Origin of the sequence: Janthinobacterium sp. HH102 (assembly GCF_001758625.2) — a bacterium.
Lineage (GTDB): Bacteria > Pseudomonadota > Gammaproteobacteria > Burkholderiales > Burkholderiaceae_D > Janthinobacterium.
This window is the reverse complement of sequence record NZ_CP062062.1, coordinates 1,204,181-1,219,302: the sequence shown is the minus strand read 5'-3', so window position 1 is coordinate 1,219,302 and position 15,122 is coordinate 1,204,181. Positions and strand designations below refer to the sequence as shown.

The 15,122-nt window shown below is 59.9% G+C and carries 11 protein-coding genes; 4 read left to right on the top strand and 7 right to left on the bottom strand.

The window, feature by feature from the left end; translation table 11 throughout:
- Window positions 1-42 precede the first annotated feature (42 nt).
- On the bottom strand, window positions 43-927 hold the full coding sequence (locus JAB4_RS05515; protein ID WP_070222639.1) for a dienelactone hydrolase family protein: 885 nt from the start codon (window positions 925-927) through the stop codon (window positions 43-45).
- A 324-nt stretch (window positions 928-1,251) separates the two neighbouring features.
- Window positions 1,252-4,014, bottom strand: a complete 2,763-nt coding sequence (gene polA / locus JAB4_RS05510; RefSeq protein ID WP_070222652.1) for a DNA polymerase I — start codon at window positions 4,012-4,014, stop codon at window positions 1,252-1,254.
- A 292-nt stretch (window positions 4,015-4,306) separates the two neighbouring features.
- On the opposite strand from polA, the gene JAB4_RS05505 reads away from it, so the two are divergent.
- The 3 genes from JAB4_RS05505 (at window position 4,307) to JAB4_RS05495 (ending at window position 6,537) form a co-directional block, all read left to right on the top strand.
- Window positions 4,307-4,702: a hypothetical protein gene (locus JAB4_RS05505; RefSeq protein ID WP_070222654.1), complete on the top strand. Its 396-nt coding sequence runs from the start codon at window positions 4,307-4,309 to the stop codon at window positions 4,700-4,702.
- A gap of 84 nt (window positions 4,703-4,786) precedes the next feature.
- Window positions 4,787-5,743, top strand: a complete 957-nt coding sequence (locus tag JAB4_RS05500; RefSeq protein WP_070222656.1) for a homoserine kinase — start codon at window positions 4,787-4,789, stop codon at window positions 5,741-5,743.
- 2 nt (window positions 5,744-5,745) lie between these two features.
- The gene (locus JAB4_RS05495; protein ID WP_070222658.1) at window positions 5,746-6,537 is read left to right on the top strand and encodes a BPSS1780 family membrane protein; all 792 of its coding nucleotides are present in this window, start codon (window positions 5,746-5,748) and stop codon (window positions 6,535-6,537) included.
- A 318-nt stretch (window positions 6,538-6,855) separates the two neighbouring features.
- Here the strand turns inward: JAB4_RS05495 and JAB4_RS05490 are convergent, their stop codons facing one another.
- On the bottom strand, window positions 6,856-9,165 hold the full coding sequence (locus tag JAB4_RS05490) for a UvrD-helicase domain-containing protein (protein WP_070222661.1): 2,310 nt from the start codon (window positions 9,163-9,165) through the stop codon (window positions 6,856-6,858).
- Between the two features lie 109 nt (window positions 9,166-9,274).
- Between JAB4_RS05490 and JAB4_RS05485 the strand changes: the two genes are divergently transcribed.
- Window positions 9,275-9,550, top strand: coding sequence for a hypothetical protein (locus tag JAB4_RS05485; protein ID WP_070222665.1), 276 nt, complete (start codon window positions 9,275-9,277; stop codon window positions 9,548-9,550).
- Here JAB4_RS05485 and JAB4_RS05480 read toward each other — a convergent pair.
- From JAB4_RS05480 to ltrA, 4 genes are all read right to left on the bottom strand, one after another.
- Window positions 9,547-10,401, bottom strand: a complete 855-nt coding sequence (locus JAB4_RS05480) for a hypothetical protein (RefSeq protein ID WP_139143696.1) — start codon at window positions 10,399-10,401, stop codon at window positions 9,547-9,549. The two genes, JAB4_RS05485 and JAB4_RS05480, sit on opposite strands and share 4 nt — an antisense overlap.
- Before the next feature lie 184 nt (window positions 10,402-10,585).
- The gene (locus JAB4_RS05475) at window positions 10,586-11,692 is read right to left on the bottom strand and encodes an S-(hydroxymethyl)glutathione dehydrogenase/class III alcohol dehydrogenase (protein WP_035824628.1); all 1,107 of its coding nucleotides are present in this window, start codon (window positions 11,690-11,692) and stop codon (window positions 10,586-10,588) included.
- 90 nt (window positions 11,693-11,782) lie between these two features.
- Entirely contained in the window at window positions 11,783-12,415 is a 633-nt protein-coding gene (locus JAB4_RS05470; RefSeq protein WP_070222669.1) for a response regulator, read from the bottom strand.
- Between the two features lie 116 nt (window positions 12,416-12,531).
- A complete protein-coding gene (gene ltrA / locus JAB4_RS05465; protein WP_070222671.1) occupies window positions 12,532-14,235 on the bottom strand; it encodes a group II intron reverse transcriptase/maturase in 1,704 nt (567 codons plus the stop codon).
- Between the last annotated feature and the right edge of the window lie 887 nt (window positions 14,236-15,122).

Sequence of the window (15,122 nt, the reverse complement as noted above, 5' to 3'; positions counted from 1 at the left end):
ATGTGGCAATCAGGCACTTTTAGCGCCGTTCAGCTTGCAACCTCAGGCAACGCCATGCTTTTTGAACCAGGCCAGGCAGCGCGCATAGCCGTCTTTCGCATCGGCCGCCACATAGCTGGGGCGGTAATCGGCATTGAAGGCGTGGCCCGCATCGGGATACACGACGAATTCCGACTGGTTGCCGCCCTTGGCCAGCGCCTCCTTCATCTTCGCGATCGATTCCTGCGTGATGCCCGTATCCTTGCCGCCATACAAGCCCAGCACGGGCACTTTCAAGGTGGCGGCGATGTCGATGGGGTTGCTCGGCTGCAAGGCAGTCGCTTCGCCCACGAGGCGGCCATACCAGGCCACGCCCGCCTTGACGGCCGGATTGTGCGCCGCGTACAGCCACGTGATGCGGCCGCCCCAGCAAAAGCCCGTGATGCCCAGGCGGCTCGTGTCGCCGCCATTCTGTTTCGCCCACGCAACAACCGCATCGAGGTCCGCCATCACTTGCGCATCCGGCGTCTTGGCGATGATGCCTTTCATCAATTCCGGGATGCTGGTCACCTTGGTGGGATCGCCCTGGCGCACGAACAGGTCGGGCGCCAGCGCCAGGTAACCCTGCTTGGCGAAGCGGCGCGCCATGTCGGCGATATGTTCATGCACGCCAAAGATTTCCGAAATAACCAATACCACGGGCAAACCCGTCTTGCCTTCCGGCTGGGCCGCATACACGGGCACGGCCTGGCCATCGACCATCACCGACATGGTGCCCGTGACGAGCCCGGCGGAATCCGTCTTGATGACGTTTTGCGCCGCCACGGGCAGCACGGCCACGGCAAAGCCCGCGCCCAGCGCCACCTTCAGGAAACCGCGCCTGCCGTCCGGCCCGGACACGCTGCTCTGGCCCAGCAAACTTTCACAATCGGTGATCATGTCGCTCATGCGTTACTCCTGAAAGGTGTGTTGACAAACAATGTCGGCTTACGCTGCGCTAAGCCGACCTACGGTCATTGCTCAAGTAAACATGTGTTCGGCCTACGGTCATTGCTGAATTAAACATGTAGGTCGGCTTAGCGGGGCATGCCCCGCGTAAGCCGACGCAGCATCAATGCGCTTCATCCCAGTTGACAAACAATGTCGGCTTACGCTGCGCTAAGCCGACCTACGGTCATTGCTCAAGTAAACATGTGTTCGGCCTACGGTCATTGCTGAATTAAACATGTAGGTCGGCTTAGCGGGGCATGCCCCGCGTAAGCCGACGCAGCATCAATGCGCTTCGTCCCAGTTCCTGCCTACGCCTACCTCGGCCGTCAGCGGCACTTTCAGCGCGGCCACGCCGGCCATCAGTTCCGGCAGCTTGCGCTTGACCAGTTCCAGTTCCGCGTCCGGCACTTCCAACACCAGTTCATCGTGCACCTGCATGATCATCTTCGTCTGCAAGCCGTCCGTTTCCAGCCAGCCTTGCACGGCGATCATGGCCAGCTTGATCAGGTCGGCAGCCGTGCCCTGCATCGGCGCGTTGATCGCGGCCCGTTCCGCGCCCTGGCGGCGCGGGCCGTTCGGCGAATTAATTTCTGGCAACCACAAACGGCGGCCAAACACGGTTTCCACGTAGCCGCGCGCCTTGGCTTGCTGGCGCGTGTCTTCCATGTACTGTTTCACTCCGGAAAAACGGGCAAAGTAACGGTCGATATAGCTTTGTGCGGCCGTGCGGTCCACGCCCAGATTACCGGCCAGGCCGAATGCACTCATGCCGTAGATCAAACCGAAGTTGATCACTTTGGCGTAGCGGCGCTGTTCGCTCTGCACTTCCGCGGCCGGCACGCCGAAGATTTCAGCGGCCGTGGCGCGGTGAATATCGATGCCGTCGGCAAACGCGCGCAGCATCGCTTCGTCGCCAGAGATATGCGCCATGATGCGCAATTCGATCTGCGAATAGTCGGCCGACACGATATGGCTGCCCGGCGGCGCAATAAACGCTTCGCGGATGCGGCGGCCTTCCGCACTGCGGATGGGAATATTCTGCAAGTTCGGGTCGTTCGACGCCAGCCGCCCCGTCACGGCCACGGCTTGCGCATAGTTCGTATGCACGCGGCCCGTCGTAACGTTGATCATCTTCGGCAATTTATCGGTATACGTCGACTTCAGCTTGGCCATGCCGCGGTACTCGAGCAGCACTTTCGGCAGCGGATAATCCTCGGCCAGCTTTTGCAGCACTTCTTCATCCGTCGAGGGCGCGCCCGTCGGGGTCTTCTTGACCACCGGCAGCTTCAATTTCTCGAAGAAGATTTCGCCGATCTGCTTGGGCGAACCCAGGTTGAACGGCTGCTCGGCCAGTTCATACGCCTTCTTTTCCAGCTCGAGGATCTTTACGGCCAGCTCGGCCGACTGGATGTTGAGCAATTCGTCGTCGATCAGCACGCCGTTGCGCTCGATCTTTTGCAAGACCACGGCCGTCGGCATCTCGATCTTTTCATAGATAAACGTGAGTTTTTCGTCGTTCGCCACATTGCCCCACATGGCATTGTGCAAGCGCAAGGTGACGTCGGCATCTTCGGCCGCGTACTTTGCCGCCTGCTCCACCTCGACCTGGTTGAAGGTGATCTGCTTGGCGCCCTTGCCGCACACGTCCTCGAACGGGATGGTCGCGTAGTTCAGGTGGCGCAGGGCCAGGCTGTCCATGTCGTGTTTCTTGTGCGATTCGAATACATACGATTCGAGCAAGGTGTCGTGGGCGATGCCGCGCAACGTCACGCCATGGTTGGCGAAGATGTGGCTGTCATATTTCAGGTTCTGGCCCAGCTTGGGCTTGGTTTCATCTTCGAGCCACGGGCGCAATTTCGCCAGCACGTGTTCGCGCGTCAACTGTTCCGGCGCGCCCGCGTAGTCGTGGGCCAGCGGGATGTAACAGGCGGCGTGCTCGGCCACGGAGAGGGAAATGCCGACCATTTGCGCCGTCATCGGTTCCAGCGAGGTGGTTTCCGTGTCGACGGCCGTCAGGGCAGCCGCATCGATCAGCGCGATCCATTTGTCGAGCTGGGCATCCGTCAGCACGGTTTCATACTCGGCTTCCACCGCTGGCGCCGCGTCGGCAAACATGTCGCCCGTCGTGTTGACGGCGGAGGCGCCGGCGGCAGGCGGTGCGCCGACGGGCGACATCGGCGGCGGCGCCGCGCCCAGTTCGCGCAGCAGCGCCTTGAAGCCGTAGCGGTTGAAGAAGGCCAGCAGTGCTTCCTTGTCTTCGTGTTTCGCCACCAGCGAATCGGCAATCGTCGTCATGTGGCCGGACAGATCGCAATCGGTCTTGACGGTGATCAAGGCGCGCGCCTGCGGCAGCCATGGCAGGGCCGTGCGCAGGTTTTCCCCCACGGCGCCGCCCACCTTGGCCGCGTTTTCCATCACGCCTTCCAGGCTGTCGTACAGGGTCAGCCACTTGACTGCCGTTTTCGGCCCGCATTTCGACACGCCCGGCACGTTGTCGACCGTATCGCCGATCAGCGACAGATAATCGATGATGCGGTTGGGCGGCACGCCGAACTTGGCCAGCACGGCCGCTTCGTCGAGCTTTTCATTGCTCATGGTATTGATCAGCATCACCTGGCTGTTGACCAGCTGCGCCAGATCCTTGTCGCCCGTCGACACCACCACGTTCATGCCGGCGGCCGCCGCCTGCACGGCCAGGGTGCCGATCACATCATCGGCTTCGACGCCGTCGACCATCAGAATCGGCCAGCCCATGGCGCGCACGGCTTCGTGGATCGGTTCGATCTGCAGCCGCAGGTCGTCCGGCATCGAGGCGCGCGTGGCCTTGTATTCGGGATACATATCATCGCGGAAAGTTTTACCCTTGGCGTCGAACACGCAGGCGATGTAGGCGGCCGGGTAATCGGCGCGCAGGCGGCGCAGCATGTTGACCATGCCATGCATGGCGCCCGTGGGGTAACCGTCCGGGCTGCGCAGGTCGGGCAGCGCATGGAAGGCGCGATAAAGGTAACTGGAACCGTCGACTAACAGCAGGGTGTTTTGCATAATGCCAATAAAATAAGGTGAGCCGTGCCAGCCGGGAAGAAACAGCGGCGGGCGGGTGGAATATCGCACAATTATCGCAGAGTTTAGGGCCGCGCCACCGGCCGCAACGCGTGCCGTTTCTGGCGTTTTTGCCACCCTGGCGGCCCCGAACTGGCATGCGTGCCGCCGCTGCCAGCCATTTCCGCTCATTTAAACAGCATTGCCTATCAGTTTGTTACAATGCCTTATAGATAAATTGACGGCATTACACCACTGCACGCGCTGCAGTCCCACACATGGAAGCGAACCCATCATGATGCGTACATCGACACTCTGGACATTCCTCGCCCTGCCCCTGCTGGCATGTTCAGCCATTGCCAGCGCCCAGACGCCGGCCAAACCGAGCGACGCGCCGCCACAACTGGAACGCATCGAGGAAATGGGCGAAGCGCCCATCACCGTGGCGCCGGCCGCCGCCAAGCAGCAGATTACCGAAAAACGCGAAGCGGGCGTCACCAGCGAAGTGAAAGTCACCAGCGGCGGCAGCACCTATTACATGAAGCCGGCCGCCGGCGCCGACCAGGCCAACGGCAACGCCCTGCGCGGCCCGCAATGGAAAGTGCTGGAATTTGATCTGGGCAAGAAAAAACAGAAACAACGCGATGAAGAGGCAGCGGACGCGCCAGCACCGCCCGCACCAGCGAAGTAAGCAGCCACTCTCTTCTGCCCTGCCCCGGCCATGCGCGGGGGCAGCCGGCTTTTTTTGACCTTTTAGACCATTCATTTCTTTCCCATGGCAGTTTTTACCGCGCTACACCTGGACGATATCGGCCAGTGGATCACGCAGTTTCCAGTCGGCAAACCTCTGGCGCTCAAGGGCATCGCGTCCGGCATCGAAAACAGCAATTTCTTCCTGAGCACGGAGCGCGGCGAGTTTGTGCTGACGATCTTTGAAAACCTCAGCTTCGAGCAATTGCCGTTCTATCTGCAACTGATGCGCCACCTGGCGGACCGGGGCGTGCTGGTGCCCGCGCCGATCGCCAATGCGGACGGCGAACTGGTGACGGCCCTGCAAGGCAAGCCGGCCGCCGTCGTCAGCAAACTCGACGGCAGCTCGCAGATGGCGCCGCAAGCCGTGCATTGCGCCGCCGTGGGCGCCATGCTGGCGAAGATGCACCTGGCGGCGCAGGACTTCCCCCTGCAGCAGCCGAATCTGCGGGGCCTGGACTGGTGGAACGCCACCACGCCGCTGGTCTTGCACCATCTCGACGATGCCAGGGCGCACCTGCTGCGCGCGGAAATCCACTTCCAGGACGCCTTTGCTGCCTGCGATACGTATAAGGCCATCCCGCGCGGTCCCGTGCATGCCGACTTGTTCCGCAACAACGTCATGTTTGACGGCGAGCGCCTGACGGGCTTTTTCGACTTTTACTTTGCCGGCTGCGACACCTGGCTGTTCGACGTGGCCGTCACCGTCAACGACTGGTGCGTGGACCTGGCCACGGGCGTGCTCGACAAGGTGCGCGTGCGCGCCCTGCTCGACGCCTACCAGGCCGTGCGCCCGTTTACGCACGAAGAACAAACGGCATGGCAACCGATGCTGCGCGCCGCCGCGCTGCGTTTCTGGCTGTCGCGCCTGTACGATTATTACCAGCCGCGCGAAGCGGAAATGCTGACACCGCACGATCCCACGCATTTCGAACGCATTCTGCGCGAACGTATCGCCACACCTGCTCCGGAACTGTTTTAAACATGGAAAAATTACCTGCAAGTACAGGTTGGCAATGGGTGAAACAGGGATTCTCCCTGTTTCGCAAGCAACCTGGCGGCATGTCGATGCTGTTTCTCGGCTATATGTTCTGCATGCTGGCCGTCAGCATCGTGCCCGTGCTGGGCCAATTGCTGCCCGTCATCCTGGTGCCCGTGTTTTCCGTGGCCTTCGTGCAAGGTTGCCTGAATATCGACCAGGGCAAGCGCGTCCTGCCCAGCCTGTTGATTTCGGGCTTCCGCAAACCCGCGTTTCCTTCCCTGTTCGGCTTGGGCGTGCTGTACATCCTGATGGCCATCGTTGCCATCGGCGCCTCGACCCTGGTGGACGACGGCTTGCTGTGGAAACTGGTCACGGGGCAACTGACGGAAGAAGCGGCACGCGCCGCCATCCCCGACTCGCGCCTGGGCCTGGGCATCCTGCTGGCCATCGTGCTGTATGTGCCGGCCGCCATGGCCTTCTGCTTTGCCGCGCCGCTGATCTACTGGCGCCAAACCGGCCTGGGCAAGGCGCTGTTCTTCAGCTTTTTCGCCGTCTGGCGTTCGCTGTCGGCCTTCATCGTCTTCGCCGCCACCTGGTTCGCCATCAGCGTCGTCACCAGCCAGTTACTGGCCGTCATCTTTGGCCGCACGCCGCTGATGATGCAGCTGATGATGCCCCTGTCGATGATACTCACCATCATCATGCATTGCTCGTTCTACGCCGCCTACCGGCAAATCTTCGGCCTGCCCGTCGATGAGAGCAAGACGGTGTCGCTGGACAAGACCGGAGAGTGATCACCGGCCAGATGTAAAAAGGGGCAGCCTGCGCAGGCTGCCCCTTTTTTATATATCGAATGCCTTGCAAAGCCAACAATGATGTCGGATTACGCTGCGCTAATCCGACCTACGCGCTCTCGAATGCCTTGCAATGCCACAGCGTAGGTCGGATTAGCGGCGGCACGCCGCGTAATCCGACGCTGCGAGGCCAACAATGAGGTCGGATTACGCTGCGCTAATCCGACCTACGCGCCAGACCAGATCACCGTTCCTGGCGTAGGTCGGATTAGCCGAAGGCGTAATCCGACGCCATCGTCAGCCATCCCGCGTACCACATCACCGTCCCAGACGTTCCAGCTTGGCAATTCCCAGGTCCAGCACCTTCATGCCGTGCTGTCCGAAGTTGATCTGCGCGCGCGCATTGCCGCCGCCGCCTTCGATATTGACGATCACGCCTTCGCCGAACTTGGCGTGCGCCACCGATTCGCCGATGCGCCAGCCGCCGCCCGTGGCCTTTTGCGCGATCTTTTGCGCAATCGCATTGTCCGACCCCAGGCTGGCCACCTTGGGCGCCTCGTCCCAGGCCGACTTGCGGTTGCCGAACCAGTTGGCCTGCACCTTCGGCGACAGCCATTTCAAGGACTCTTCCGGCAACTCGTCGAAGAAGCGCGACTTCATGTTGTAGCGCGTCTGGCCGTGCAACATGCGCGTCTGCGAAAAGCTCATGTACAACCGCTTGCGCGCGCGCGTGATGGCCACGTACATCAGCCGGCGTTCCTCTTCCACGCCGTTGTCTTCCTTCGAACTGCTTTCGTGCGGGAACAGGCCCTCTTCCAGGCCCGTAATGAACACATTGTCGAATTCCAGGCCCTTGGCCGAATGTACCGTCATCATCTGCAGCGCATCCTGGCCCGCCTGCGCCTGGTTGTCGCCCGCTTCCAGCGACGCGTGCGAGAGGAAGGCGGAGAGCGGCGACATCACGGCCGGCAGCGGCGCGTCGGCATCTAAAATTTCGATGCCATCCTGGTTGGCGACGGGCGCGCCCGACTGCGCCTGGGCGGCTGGCCCCAGGTGGGCCGGTGCGCCCTGTCCAAAACCTTCCTCGGAAATGAATTGGCTGGCCGCGCTGACCATCTGCTCCAGATTCTCGATGCGGTCGGCGCCTTCCTTTTCATTCTGATAGTGTTGCAGCAAGGTACTCGCTTCCAGCACGACTCTGACCATTTCCGGCAGAGATAATTGCTGCGTTTCGAAGCGCACGCCTTCGATCAGTTTGACGAAACCGGCCAGCACGCTGCCCGCCTTGCCCGCCACATACGGCACGGATGCGTACAGCGAAATGCCGTACTGTTCCGACGCGGCCTGCAATTGCTCGATCGAGCGCATGCCGATGCCGCGCGTGGGGAAATTGACCACGCGCAAGAAAGCGGAGTCATTGTGCGGATTGTCCATCAACTGCAAATAGGCAATTGCGTGCTTGACCTCGGCGCGCTGGAAGTAGCGCTGGCCGCCATACACGTGGTATGGAATCGCGGCCGAGAACAGCGCATGTTCGATCACGCGCGACTGCGCATTCGAACGGTACAGAATGGCGATTTCGCTGCGCGAGGCGCCATCGGCGATCAGGCTTTTCGCCTCTTCGATGATCCACTGCGCTTCCTGCAAATCGGAACTGGCTTCATACACGCGCACCTGCTCGCCATGGCCCGCGTCCGTGCGCAAATTCTTGCCCAGGCGCTTGCTATTGTTCGCGATCAACACGTTGGCGCTGTCGAGGATGTGGCCGTGCGAGCGGTAGTTCTGCTCCAGCTTGATCAAGTTCTTCACCTGGAACTCGTGCTCGAAGGCGCTCATGTTGCCGACATTCGCGCCGCGGAACGCGTAGATGCTCTGGTCATCGTCGCCGACGGCAAACAGGGCGCCGCCATCGCGGCTGCCGTGGCCGGCCAGCAATTTCAACCAGTTGTATTGCAGGTTGTTCGTATCCTGGAACTCGTCCACCAAAATGTGGCGGAAACGCGCCTGGTAATGCTCGCGCAACGGTTGGTTGCGGCTCAGCAACTCATACGTGCGCAGCAACAGTTCCGCAAAATCGACGACGCCTTCGCGCTGGCACTGGTCGTCGTACAACTGGTAAAGCTCGACCATCTTGCGCTCGTGCGCGTCATACGCTTCCACGTCCGTGGCGCGCAAACCCTGGTCCTTGGCATTGTTAATGAAATACATCACCGTCTTCGGCGGGAATTTCTCATCATCAATGTTGTTCGCCTTCAACAAGCGCTTGATCACGGATAGCTGATCCTGGGAATCGAGGATCTGGAACGTCTGCGGCAAGGCCGCATCGCGGTAATGCGTGCGCAGCAAGCGGTTGCACAGGCCGTGGAAGGTGCCGATCCACATGCCGCGCGTGTTGATCGGCAGCATGGCCGACAGGCGCGTGAGCATTTCCTTGGCGGCTTTATTCGTAAAGGTCACGGCCAGGATGCCGGGCGGCGATACCTGCTGGGTCTGGATCAGCCACGCGATGCGGGTGGTCAGCACGCGGGTCTTGCCCGAACCGGCGCCGGCCAGGATCAGCGCATGCTGGGCCGGCAGGGTGACGGCAGCCAATTGTTCGGGATTGAGGTTGTGAAGAAGATTTTGCATCCCGTGATTATACCGGCATGGCTAAAAATACTGTGCATTTGTCCAGCGGTCGCGCCATTTTACCCACGCGCGCTACAATCGGCATCCCGACACAACGGCCTGTATCCCCATGACACCACCCACCCACCTCGACGGCGCCCGCGTACTGGCCTGGGCCTGGTCCGACCAGCCCTTCGGCCACGTCGCCAGTGAAGTCGGCACCGCCCCCATCGCCATCCACGGCCTGGCCGTGTGCCAGTATGCGGGCGAGGCGCGCGTCTACCGTTTCAGCTGCGACGCTCGCTGGGATACGCTGCAGGATGAGGTGTATGCGAGCGAAGACGAGGCCAGGGCGCAGCTGCCGGCGCAATACCGGGCCGTAGCCGCCAGCTGGAACCAAGTCTAGCGCACCGGCTTGGCCTTGCCTTCGCTGAGCGCCTGGGCAATCACCTGGCGCGTGGCCTTGTCGGCTGCCTTGGTGGCTTTTTCCTGCTGGCGTCCCAGCGCTTCCATCTGCTTGCCCAGGGTTTCCATCGGCTTGCCCCGCTGATCCATCTGGCGCGACAGCGCATCCACCTTGTCCGCCTCGCGTTCTTGCGCGGTGGCAATGCGGTCGTTGACCTCTTCCATGGCGTCCTGCGCATCTTCCATCTGCTGCTGCAGGCGTTCCACCTCGCGCCCGGCCGCGCGGCGCGCCGTCTCCGTGGTCGCCTGCGCCTGGCGGCGTGCCGCCTCGCCCATCTTGCGGCCCAGTTCCTGCTGCTGGCGGCCCAGCACCTGCAGTTGCGCCACATCGCGCGCGCCGACGTTCGCCTGCGCCGCGCCATGGGCGCCCATCTTGCTGCCCAGTTCGCCCATCGCCTTGCCATGTTCGCTCATCTGCTTGCCCAGGCCGCTCATCTGAAAGCCCAGATCTTGCGAGGGTTTCCAGGCGTCGCGCACGCGGGCCAGCAGCGCGGCATCCTGCGTCACATAACCCTTGCCCTGGTCGCGGAACCACAGGAACTGTCCCTTGAGCGTACGCTGCAGCTGCTTGATCTGCTGGCCGTCGACATCGGTGCCGGCCATGGTGACGCTATCCTCGCTGCTGTCGACGAGCGCATAGCCATCGCCGCTGCCCATGGAAATATTGATCTGCTTGCTCGGCGCGGCCGGTGCGGCCGGTGGCGCGGGCGGCTGCGGCGGCTGCACGGCCAGCGCGCTGCCGCCAAGCACAATACCGGCCAGACTGAGGATCAAACGGTGGGAAGTGGACATGGCTGCCTCGTCGCAAAAGTAGTGGAGCATCGACTGTAGCGGCGGATGGCGCACGGCTCCAGCGCGGTGCGACAGGCTGCAAAAAGACCTGCCTGGATGGCAGACACGGACGATGGATGGCACGCGGGGCAAAAAAAACGGAGGCCGCAGCCTCCGCAAAAACGCCGTGGTACGGCGTAATGTATTAGTACAGCACGACGGAGCGGATCGATTCGCCGCTCTTCATCAGGTCGAAACCCTGGTTGATGTCGTCGAGCTTCAGACGGTGCGTGATCAAGTCGTCGATATTGAGCTTGCCTTCCATGTACCAGTCGACGATCTTCGGCACGTCCGTGCGGCCGCGCGCGCCGCCGAAAGCGGAGCCTTTCCACACGCGCCCCGTCACCAGCTGGAATGGACGCGTGGAGATTTCCTGGCCCGCTGCCGCCACGCCGATGATGATGGACTGGCCCCAGCCCTTGTGGCAGCACTCGAGCGACTGGCGCATGGTGGTGGTGTTGCCGATGCATTCAAACGAATAGTCGGCGCCGCCGTCCGTCAGCTGCACGATGGTGTCGACCACGTTTTCAACTTCGTTGGCATTGACGAAATGCGTCATGCCGAACTTGCGCGCGATGTCCTGGCGCGCCGGGTTGATGTCCACGCCGATGATTTTATCGGCGCCGACCATCTTCGCCGCCTGGATCACGTTCAGGCCGATGCCGCCCAGGCCGAACACGACGACATTCGCGCCCGCCTCGACCTTGGCCGTAAACAGCACGGCGCCCACGCCGGTGGTGACGCCGCAGCCGATGTAGCAGACCTTGTCGAACGGTGCGTCTTCGCGGATTTTTGCGAGCGCGATTTCCGGCACGACGATGTAGTTCGAAAAGGTGGAGGTGCCCATGTAGTGGAAGATGGGCTTGCCGTCGATGGAGAAGCGCGAGGTGGCGTCCGGCATCAGGCCGCGGCCCTGGGTCGAGCGGATCGACTGGCACAGGTTGGTCTTTTGCGACAGGCAGAATTTGCACTGGCGGCATTCCGGCGTGTACAGCGGAATGACGTGGTCATCCTTCTTCAGGCTTTTCACGCCCGGGCCCACGTCGACGACGATGCCGGCGCCTTCATGGCCGAGGATGGACGGGAAGATGCCTTCAGGGTCGGCGCCCGACAGGGTGTAGTAATCGGTGTGGCAAATGCCCGTGGCCTTGATCTCGACCAGTACTTCGCCCTCGCGCGGGCCGGCCAGGTCGACTTCTTCGATGGTCAGCGGGGCGCCCGCCTTCCAGGCAATCGCTGCTTTGGTTTTCATGTATGTCCTGTCTATGGTTGAACCAGGCGCGCCAGCGCGCCGTATCGCCACATCATAGCAAGGCAGGCATGCGGGCGCGAGAGGATACGCTTACTTGGTCTTTGCCCGGTTCAAAAATGCGCCGTGCAAGCCGTTCAGGGTTTCCTCGGCCAGCAGCAGCTGGCTGGCGATTTCATTGATCTTGCGGCGGCTGGAACGGGCATGGTCGCGCAGCACCTCGAACGCTGTGTTGCGGTCCGTCTGGAACTTGCCCATCAGCAAACCCACGGCCAAACTCGTTTCGCGGCCGGCGGCCAGGGCCGCGTTCAGGTTCAGCTCGGTGCGGCGCAGCTGGCGGATTTCATCGGCACGGGCCAGGCCCGCTTCGAACGCGGGCATCAAGCGGCCCTCGTCGACGGGCTTGACGACATAGCCGACGGCGCCGTAGGCGGCCGCCTGCTTGCCCGATTCGCTGTCGCCGCTGCCGGACAGGAACATGAACGGCACGCCCGTCTCGCCATGCAGGCGCTTGGCCAGTTCCAGGCCGGACATGCCCGGCATGTGGATGTCGAGCAAAGCCAGGTCCGGCTCGCGCTGGGCGACCAGCTGCAGCGCCACTTCGGCCGAATTGGCCAGGGCCGTCTCGTAGCCGGCATGGCGCAGGACTTCGCCGAGGAATTCCAACAGGAGCTGGTCATCGTCAACGATCAGGATAAGGCGTTTCGCGGCGGCTGGCTGACTCATGGGTGGGGAACCTCGGTAATGAAGTAGGGTAGGAGAATCCCATTACTGGAAACTCTCCCCCCTAAGAACCGTGCGTGCGGCTTTCACCGCACACGGCTCAAGCATAATAAAAATTCCTATACAGGAACCGGCTTTACAACTTCTAGTTTTTGGCTATGCACTTGAGCATGGCAGTTTGGATGCAATAGTACTCGATTTTCTAGGGCATCAGAGCCACCTGCCACACGATATTCAATGTGGTGGTCATGCCATCCGGTTTCCATGTCCATCTCGTATCCACACATTGCGCACAGGCCACGTTGGTCAAGGTAAAGTCTCGCCCACTCGCGCCGGTACTGCATGTTTTTCAACATACGTTCCTGGCGAAGGGTTTCCCCATACATTTCCCATTGCAGATCATAGGGATGGTACTCCCCTTTGATTTTCGTGTGACGCACGATGGCTGTACCCGGCAAAGAGTACATTTCCAATACGCCCTTACTGCCTTCTTTCGTGACAACGTCCGCTGCAAATACCTGACTTCTAAGCTCAATCGGGCGCCAGTACCTATGGCGTATCCAATCACTGCTTTTCATCGGATGTCTGCGTGCAGCCCACCGACGGAGCCGCCAGAACAATAGCGACTCCATTGCCGAAAACGCCTCCTTCGCGACCACGGGGCTGTGATACTGCGCCCAACCTCGTAGCATGGGGTTCAGCAGTCGAATAAGATTCTCTTGCCTTGCCCCAACGTTTTCACTGATCGTCTTGCTAAGCTTGGCATAGAACGTTTTCACGTTCTTCTTACTAGGCTTAATGAGCAGTTTTCCGGAATATTTTCGGAAGTTCCACCCCAAGAAGTCGAAGCCGTCGTCAATGTGCAAGATCTTGGACTTGGCTACGGATAGTCGTAGACCCCTGACTGCGAGGAATCCTTCAATCCATGGCCTAATTTCGTCCTCCAACAGTTCTTTCGAAGCGCCAGTTACGACAAAATCGTCCGCATATCGAACTACTCCGACTTTTAGCCTTCCCGCCTTTGTCTTTCCGAATTTCGCACTAAGGTGCGCCATAAGTCCAGATTCAAGGCCGTTCAGTGTCCAATTTGCAAGGGCAGGGCTGATAATGCCACCCTGTGGTGTTCCAGCTGTGGTTGCCATCAATTGCTGCCGGTCAACAACTACGGATTTCAACCACTTCTTTAAAATCGATTTGTCCATGCGGACATTCTCGATCATCCAGTTGTGATTGATATTATCGAAGAATCCCTCAATGTCTGCGTCCAATACCCATGTTGCCGAGACTTTCCGGCAGGTCTGGAGGAATATCTGCGACATAGCGTCGGCCGTCGAACGATTTTTCCTGAACCCATAGGAATTCGGGTCACTCAACGTTTCCAAGATTGGATCAAGGGCTAGCAGATGAAGCGCTTGCATTGCCCTGTCACGCATGGTTGGAATGCCCAACGGGCGCATCGTTCCATTTGACTTGGGAATATAGACCCTCCGTAGTGGCAAGGGTCTGTAGCCTTGCTTCTTCAATCTCGCAATTGCTGCAAATTTCTGCTGCGGTGAATCCCATAATTGCTGATCCACCCCTGCGGTCCGTTTACCTTGATTTTCGGTCACCCGTTTAACTGCGAGTGCTTTTGCGCTAAACGAGTGGGTCAGCCACCTTTGCAGAGCTTTTGCCCTGCGCCAGTCACCTTCCTGTGTGGCCTTCGTTAATCGACACTGCATGGCTCTCACGTTCCGTTGAACGAGCCGCCAGTTGATGGCGGCCCATTCAGACGGAGCATGCGAGGACGCAGAACCGGTATGGCTACTAACGGTTACTTTCATGCTGTACCTCGGGTAGTTTCCCTAGAGGCGCAGTTCTCCCCGAAGGGTGAACTTAATCCCTTCGGGGTGATTGAAAAATAATGACTACTTGGAGACAATACTGTTTTATAACGACTATTACACCAGATGGAAGTCTGCGCCCTTTCAGGCTGGGGCAAATTCTGAACCCCTATCCGAGTCGTTAAAACCCGGCATTCGCTTTCTCCATCCTCCCATACCCGCTTTCCCATCTGCTCGCCTTGCGGCTTACTTGCCAATTTCTCGCTGTTTTGATTTTTGGCAGAAAATCGGGCTTACCACGTTCCCAACGATATCGACGCGACAGCTACATCGCGACTAGCTGTTTAGAGTCCATCTTTCCCCCGGTGGTTTAAATGACGACGTATCCCCAACATCAACGGAGATATCCGACCACGTACCGTTTTGGTTTAGGCCTATCAGCAGTTTTGGCCTATCAATATTTACGAGGGTTCAAACGATGGTTCACATTACATTACTCTTGCAGCACTCACCTAGCCCCTAAACCGCATTACTGCTAGCAGTCTCTGACCAAACGCTCACGCGGTTAGCCACCGAAATTTTGGGGGTACATTGTCTTCGAAGCTTCATACCCCATCGTTACCGATGACGCATGTTCGAGTAGGTGACGGGCGGTCGTGCGCCCGGTCGTAGCACCAAGTAATTGAAGATTTGGGTACGACAAGATATCGAAGAGCTTGTCGCTCTAGAAGTTCATTGATGTAAGTAGTGAGATACCTACTAAAATACTAGCGGAGGTGTTAGACCTTGCTGTTAGTGTCCGAGCTTACCGTATTGGAGGCCGCTTCAACTCTTTTCGGATAAAGCCATACATCGCAACGAAAGGCGCGAAGAAGGTCCGAACATCG

Excerpts from the sequence above, each read along its gene's own strand:
- JAB4_RS05515 (WP_070222639.1), bottom strand. The coding sequence starts at position 927 with ATGAGCGACATGATCACCGATTGTGAAAGTTTGCTGGGCCAGAGCAGC.
- polA (WP_070222652.1), bottom strand. The coding sequence starts at position 4,014 with ATGCAAAACACCCTGCTGTTAGTCGACGGTTCCAGTTACCTTTATCGC.
- JAB4_RS05505 (WP_070222654.1), top strand. The coding sequence starts at position 4,307 with ATGATGCGTACATCGACACTCTGGACATTCCTCGCCCTGCCCCTGCTG.
- JAB4_RS05500 (WP_070222656.1), top strand. The coding sequence starts at position 4,787 with ATGGCAGTTTTTACCGCGCTACACCTGGACGATATCGGCCAGTGGATC.
- JAB4_RS05495 (WP_070222658.1), top strand. The coding sequence starts at position 5,746 with ATGGAAAAATTACCTGCAAGTACAGGTTGGCAATGGGTGAAACAGGGA.
- JAB4_RS05490 (WP_070222661.1), bottom strand. The coding sequence starts at position 9,165 with ATGCAAAATCTTCTTCACAACCTCAATCCCGAACAATTGGCTGCCGTC.
- JAB4_RS05485 (WP_070222665.1), top strand. The coding sequence starts at position 9,275 with ATGACACCACCCACCCACCTCGACGGCGCCCGCGTACTGGCCTGGGCC.
- JAB4_RS05480 (WP_139143696.1), bottom strand. The coding sequence starts at position 10,401 with ATGTCCACTTCCCACCGTTTGATCCTCAGTCTGGCCGGTATTGTGCTT.
- JAB4_RS05475 (WP_035824628.1), bottom strand. The coding sequence starts at position 11,692 with ATGAAAACCAAAGCAGCGATTGCCTGGAAGGCGGGCGCCCCGCTGACC.
- JAB4_RS05470 (WP_070222669.1), bottom strand. The coding sequence starts at position 12,415 with ATGAGTCAGCCAGCCGCCGCGAAACGCCTTATCCTGATCGTTGACGAT.
- ltrA (WP_070222671.1), bottom strand. The coding sequence starts at position 14,235 with ATGAAAGTAACCGTTAGTAGCCATACCGGTTCTGCGTCCTCGCATGCT.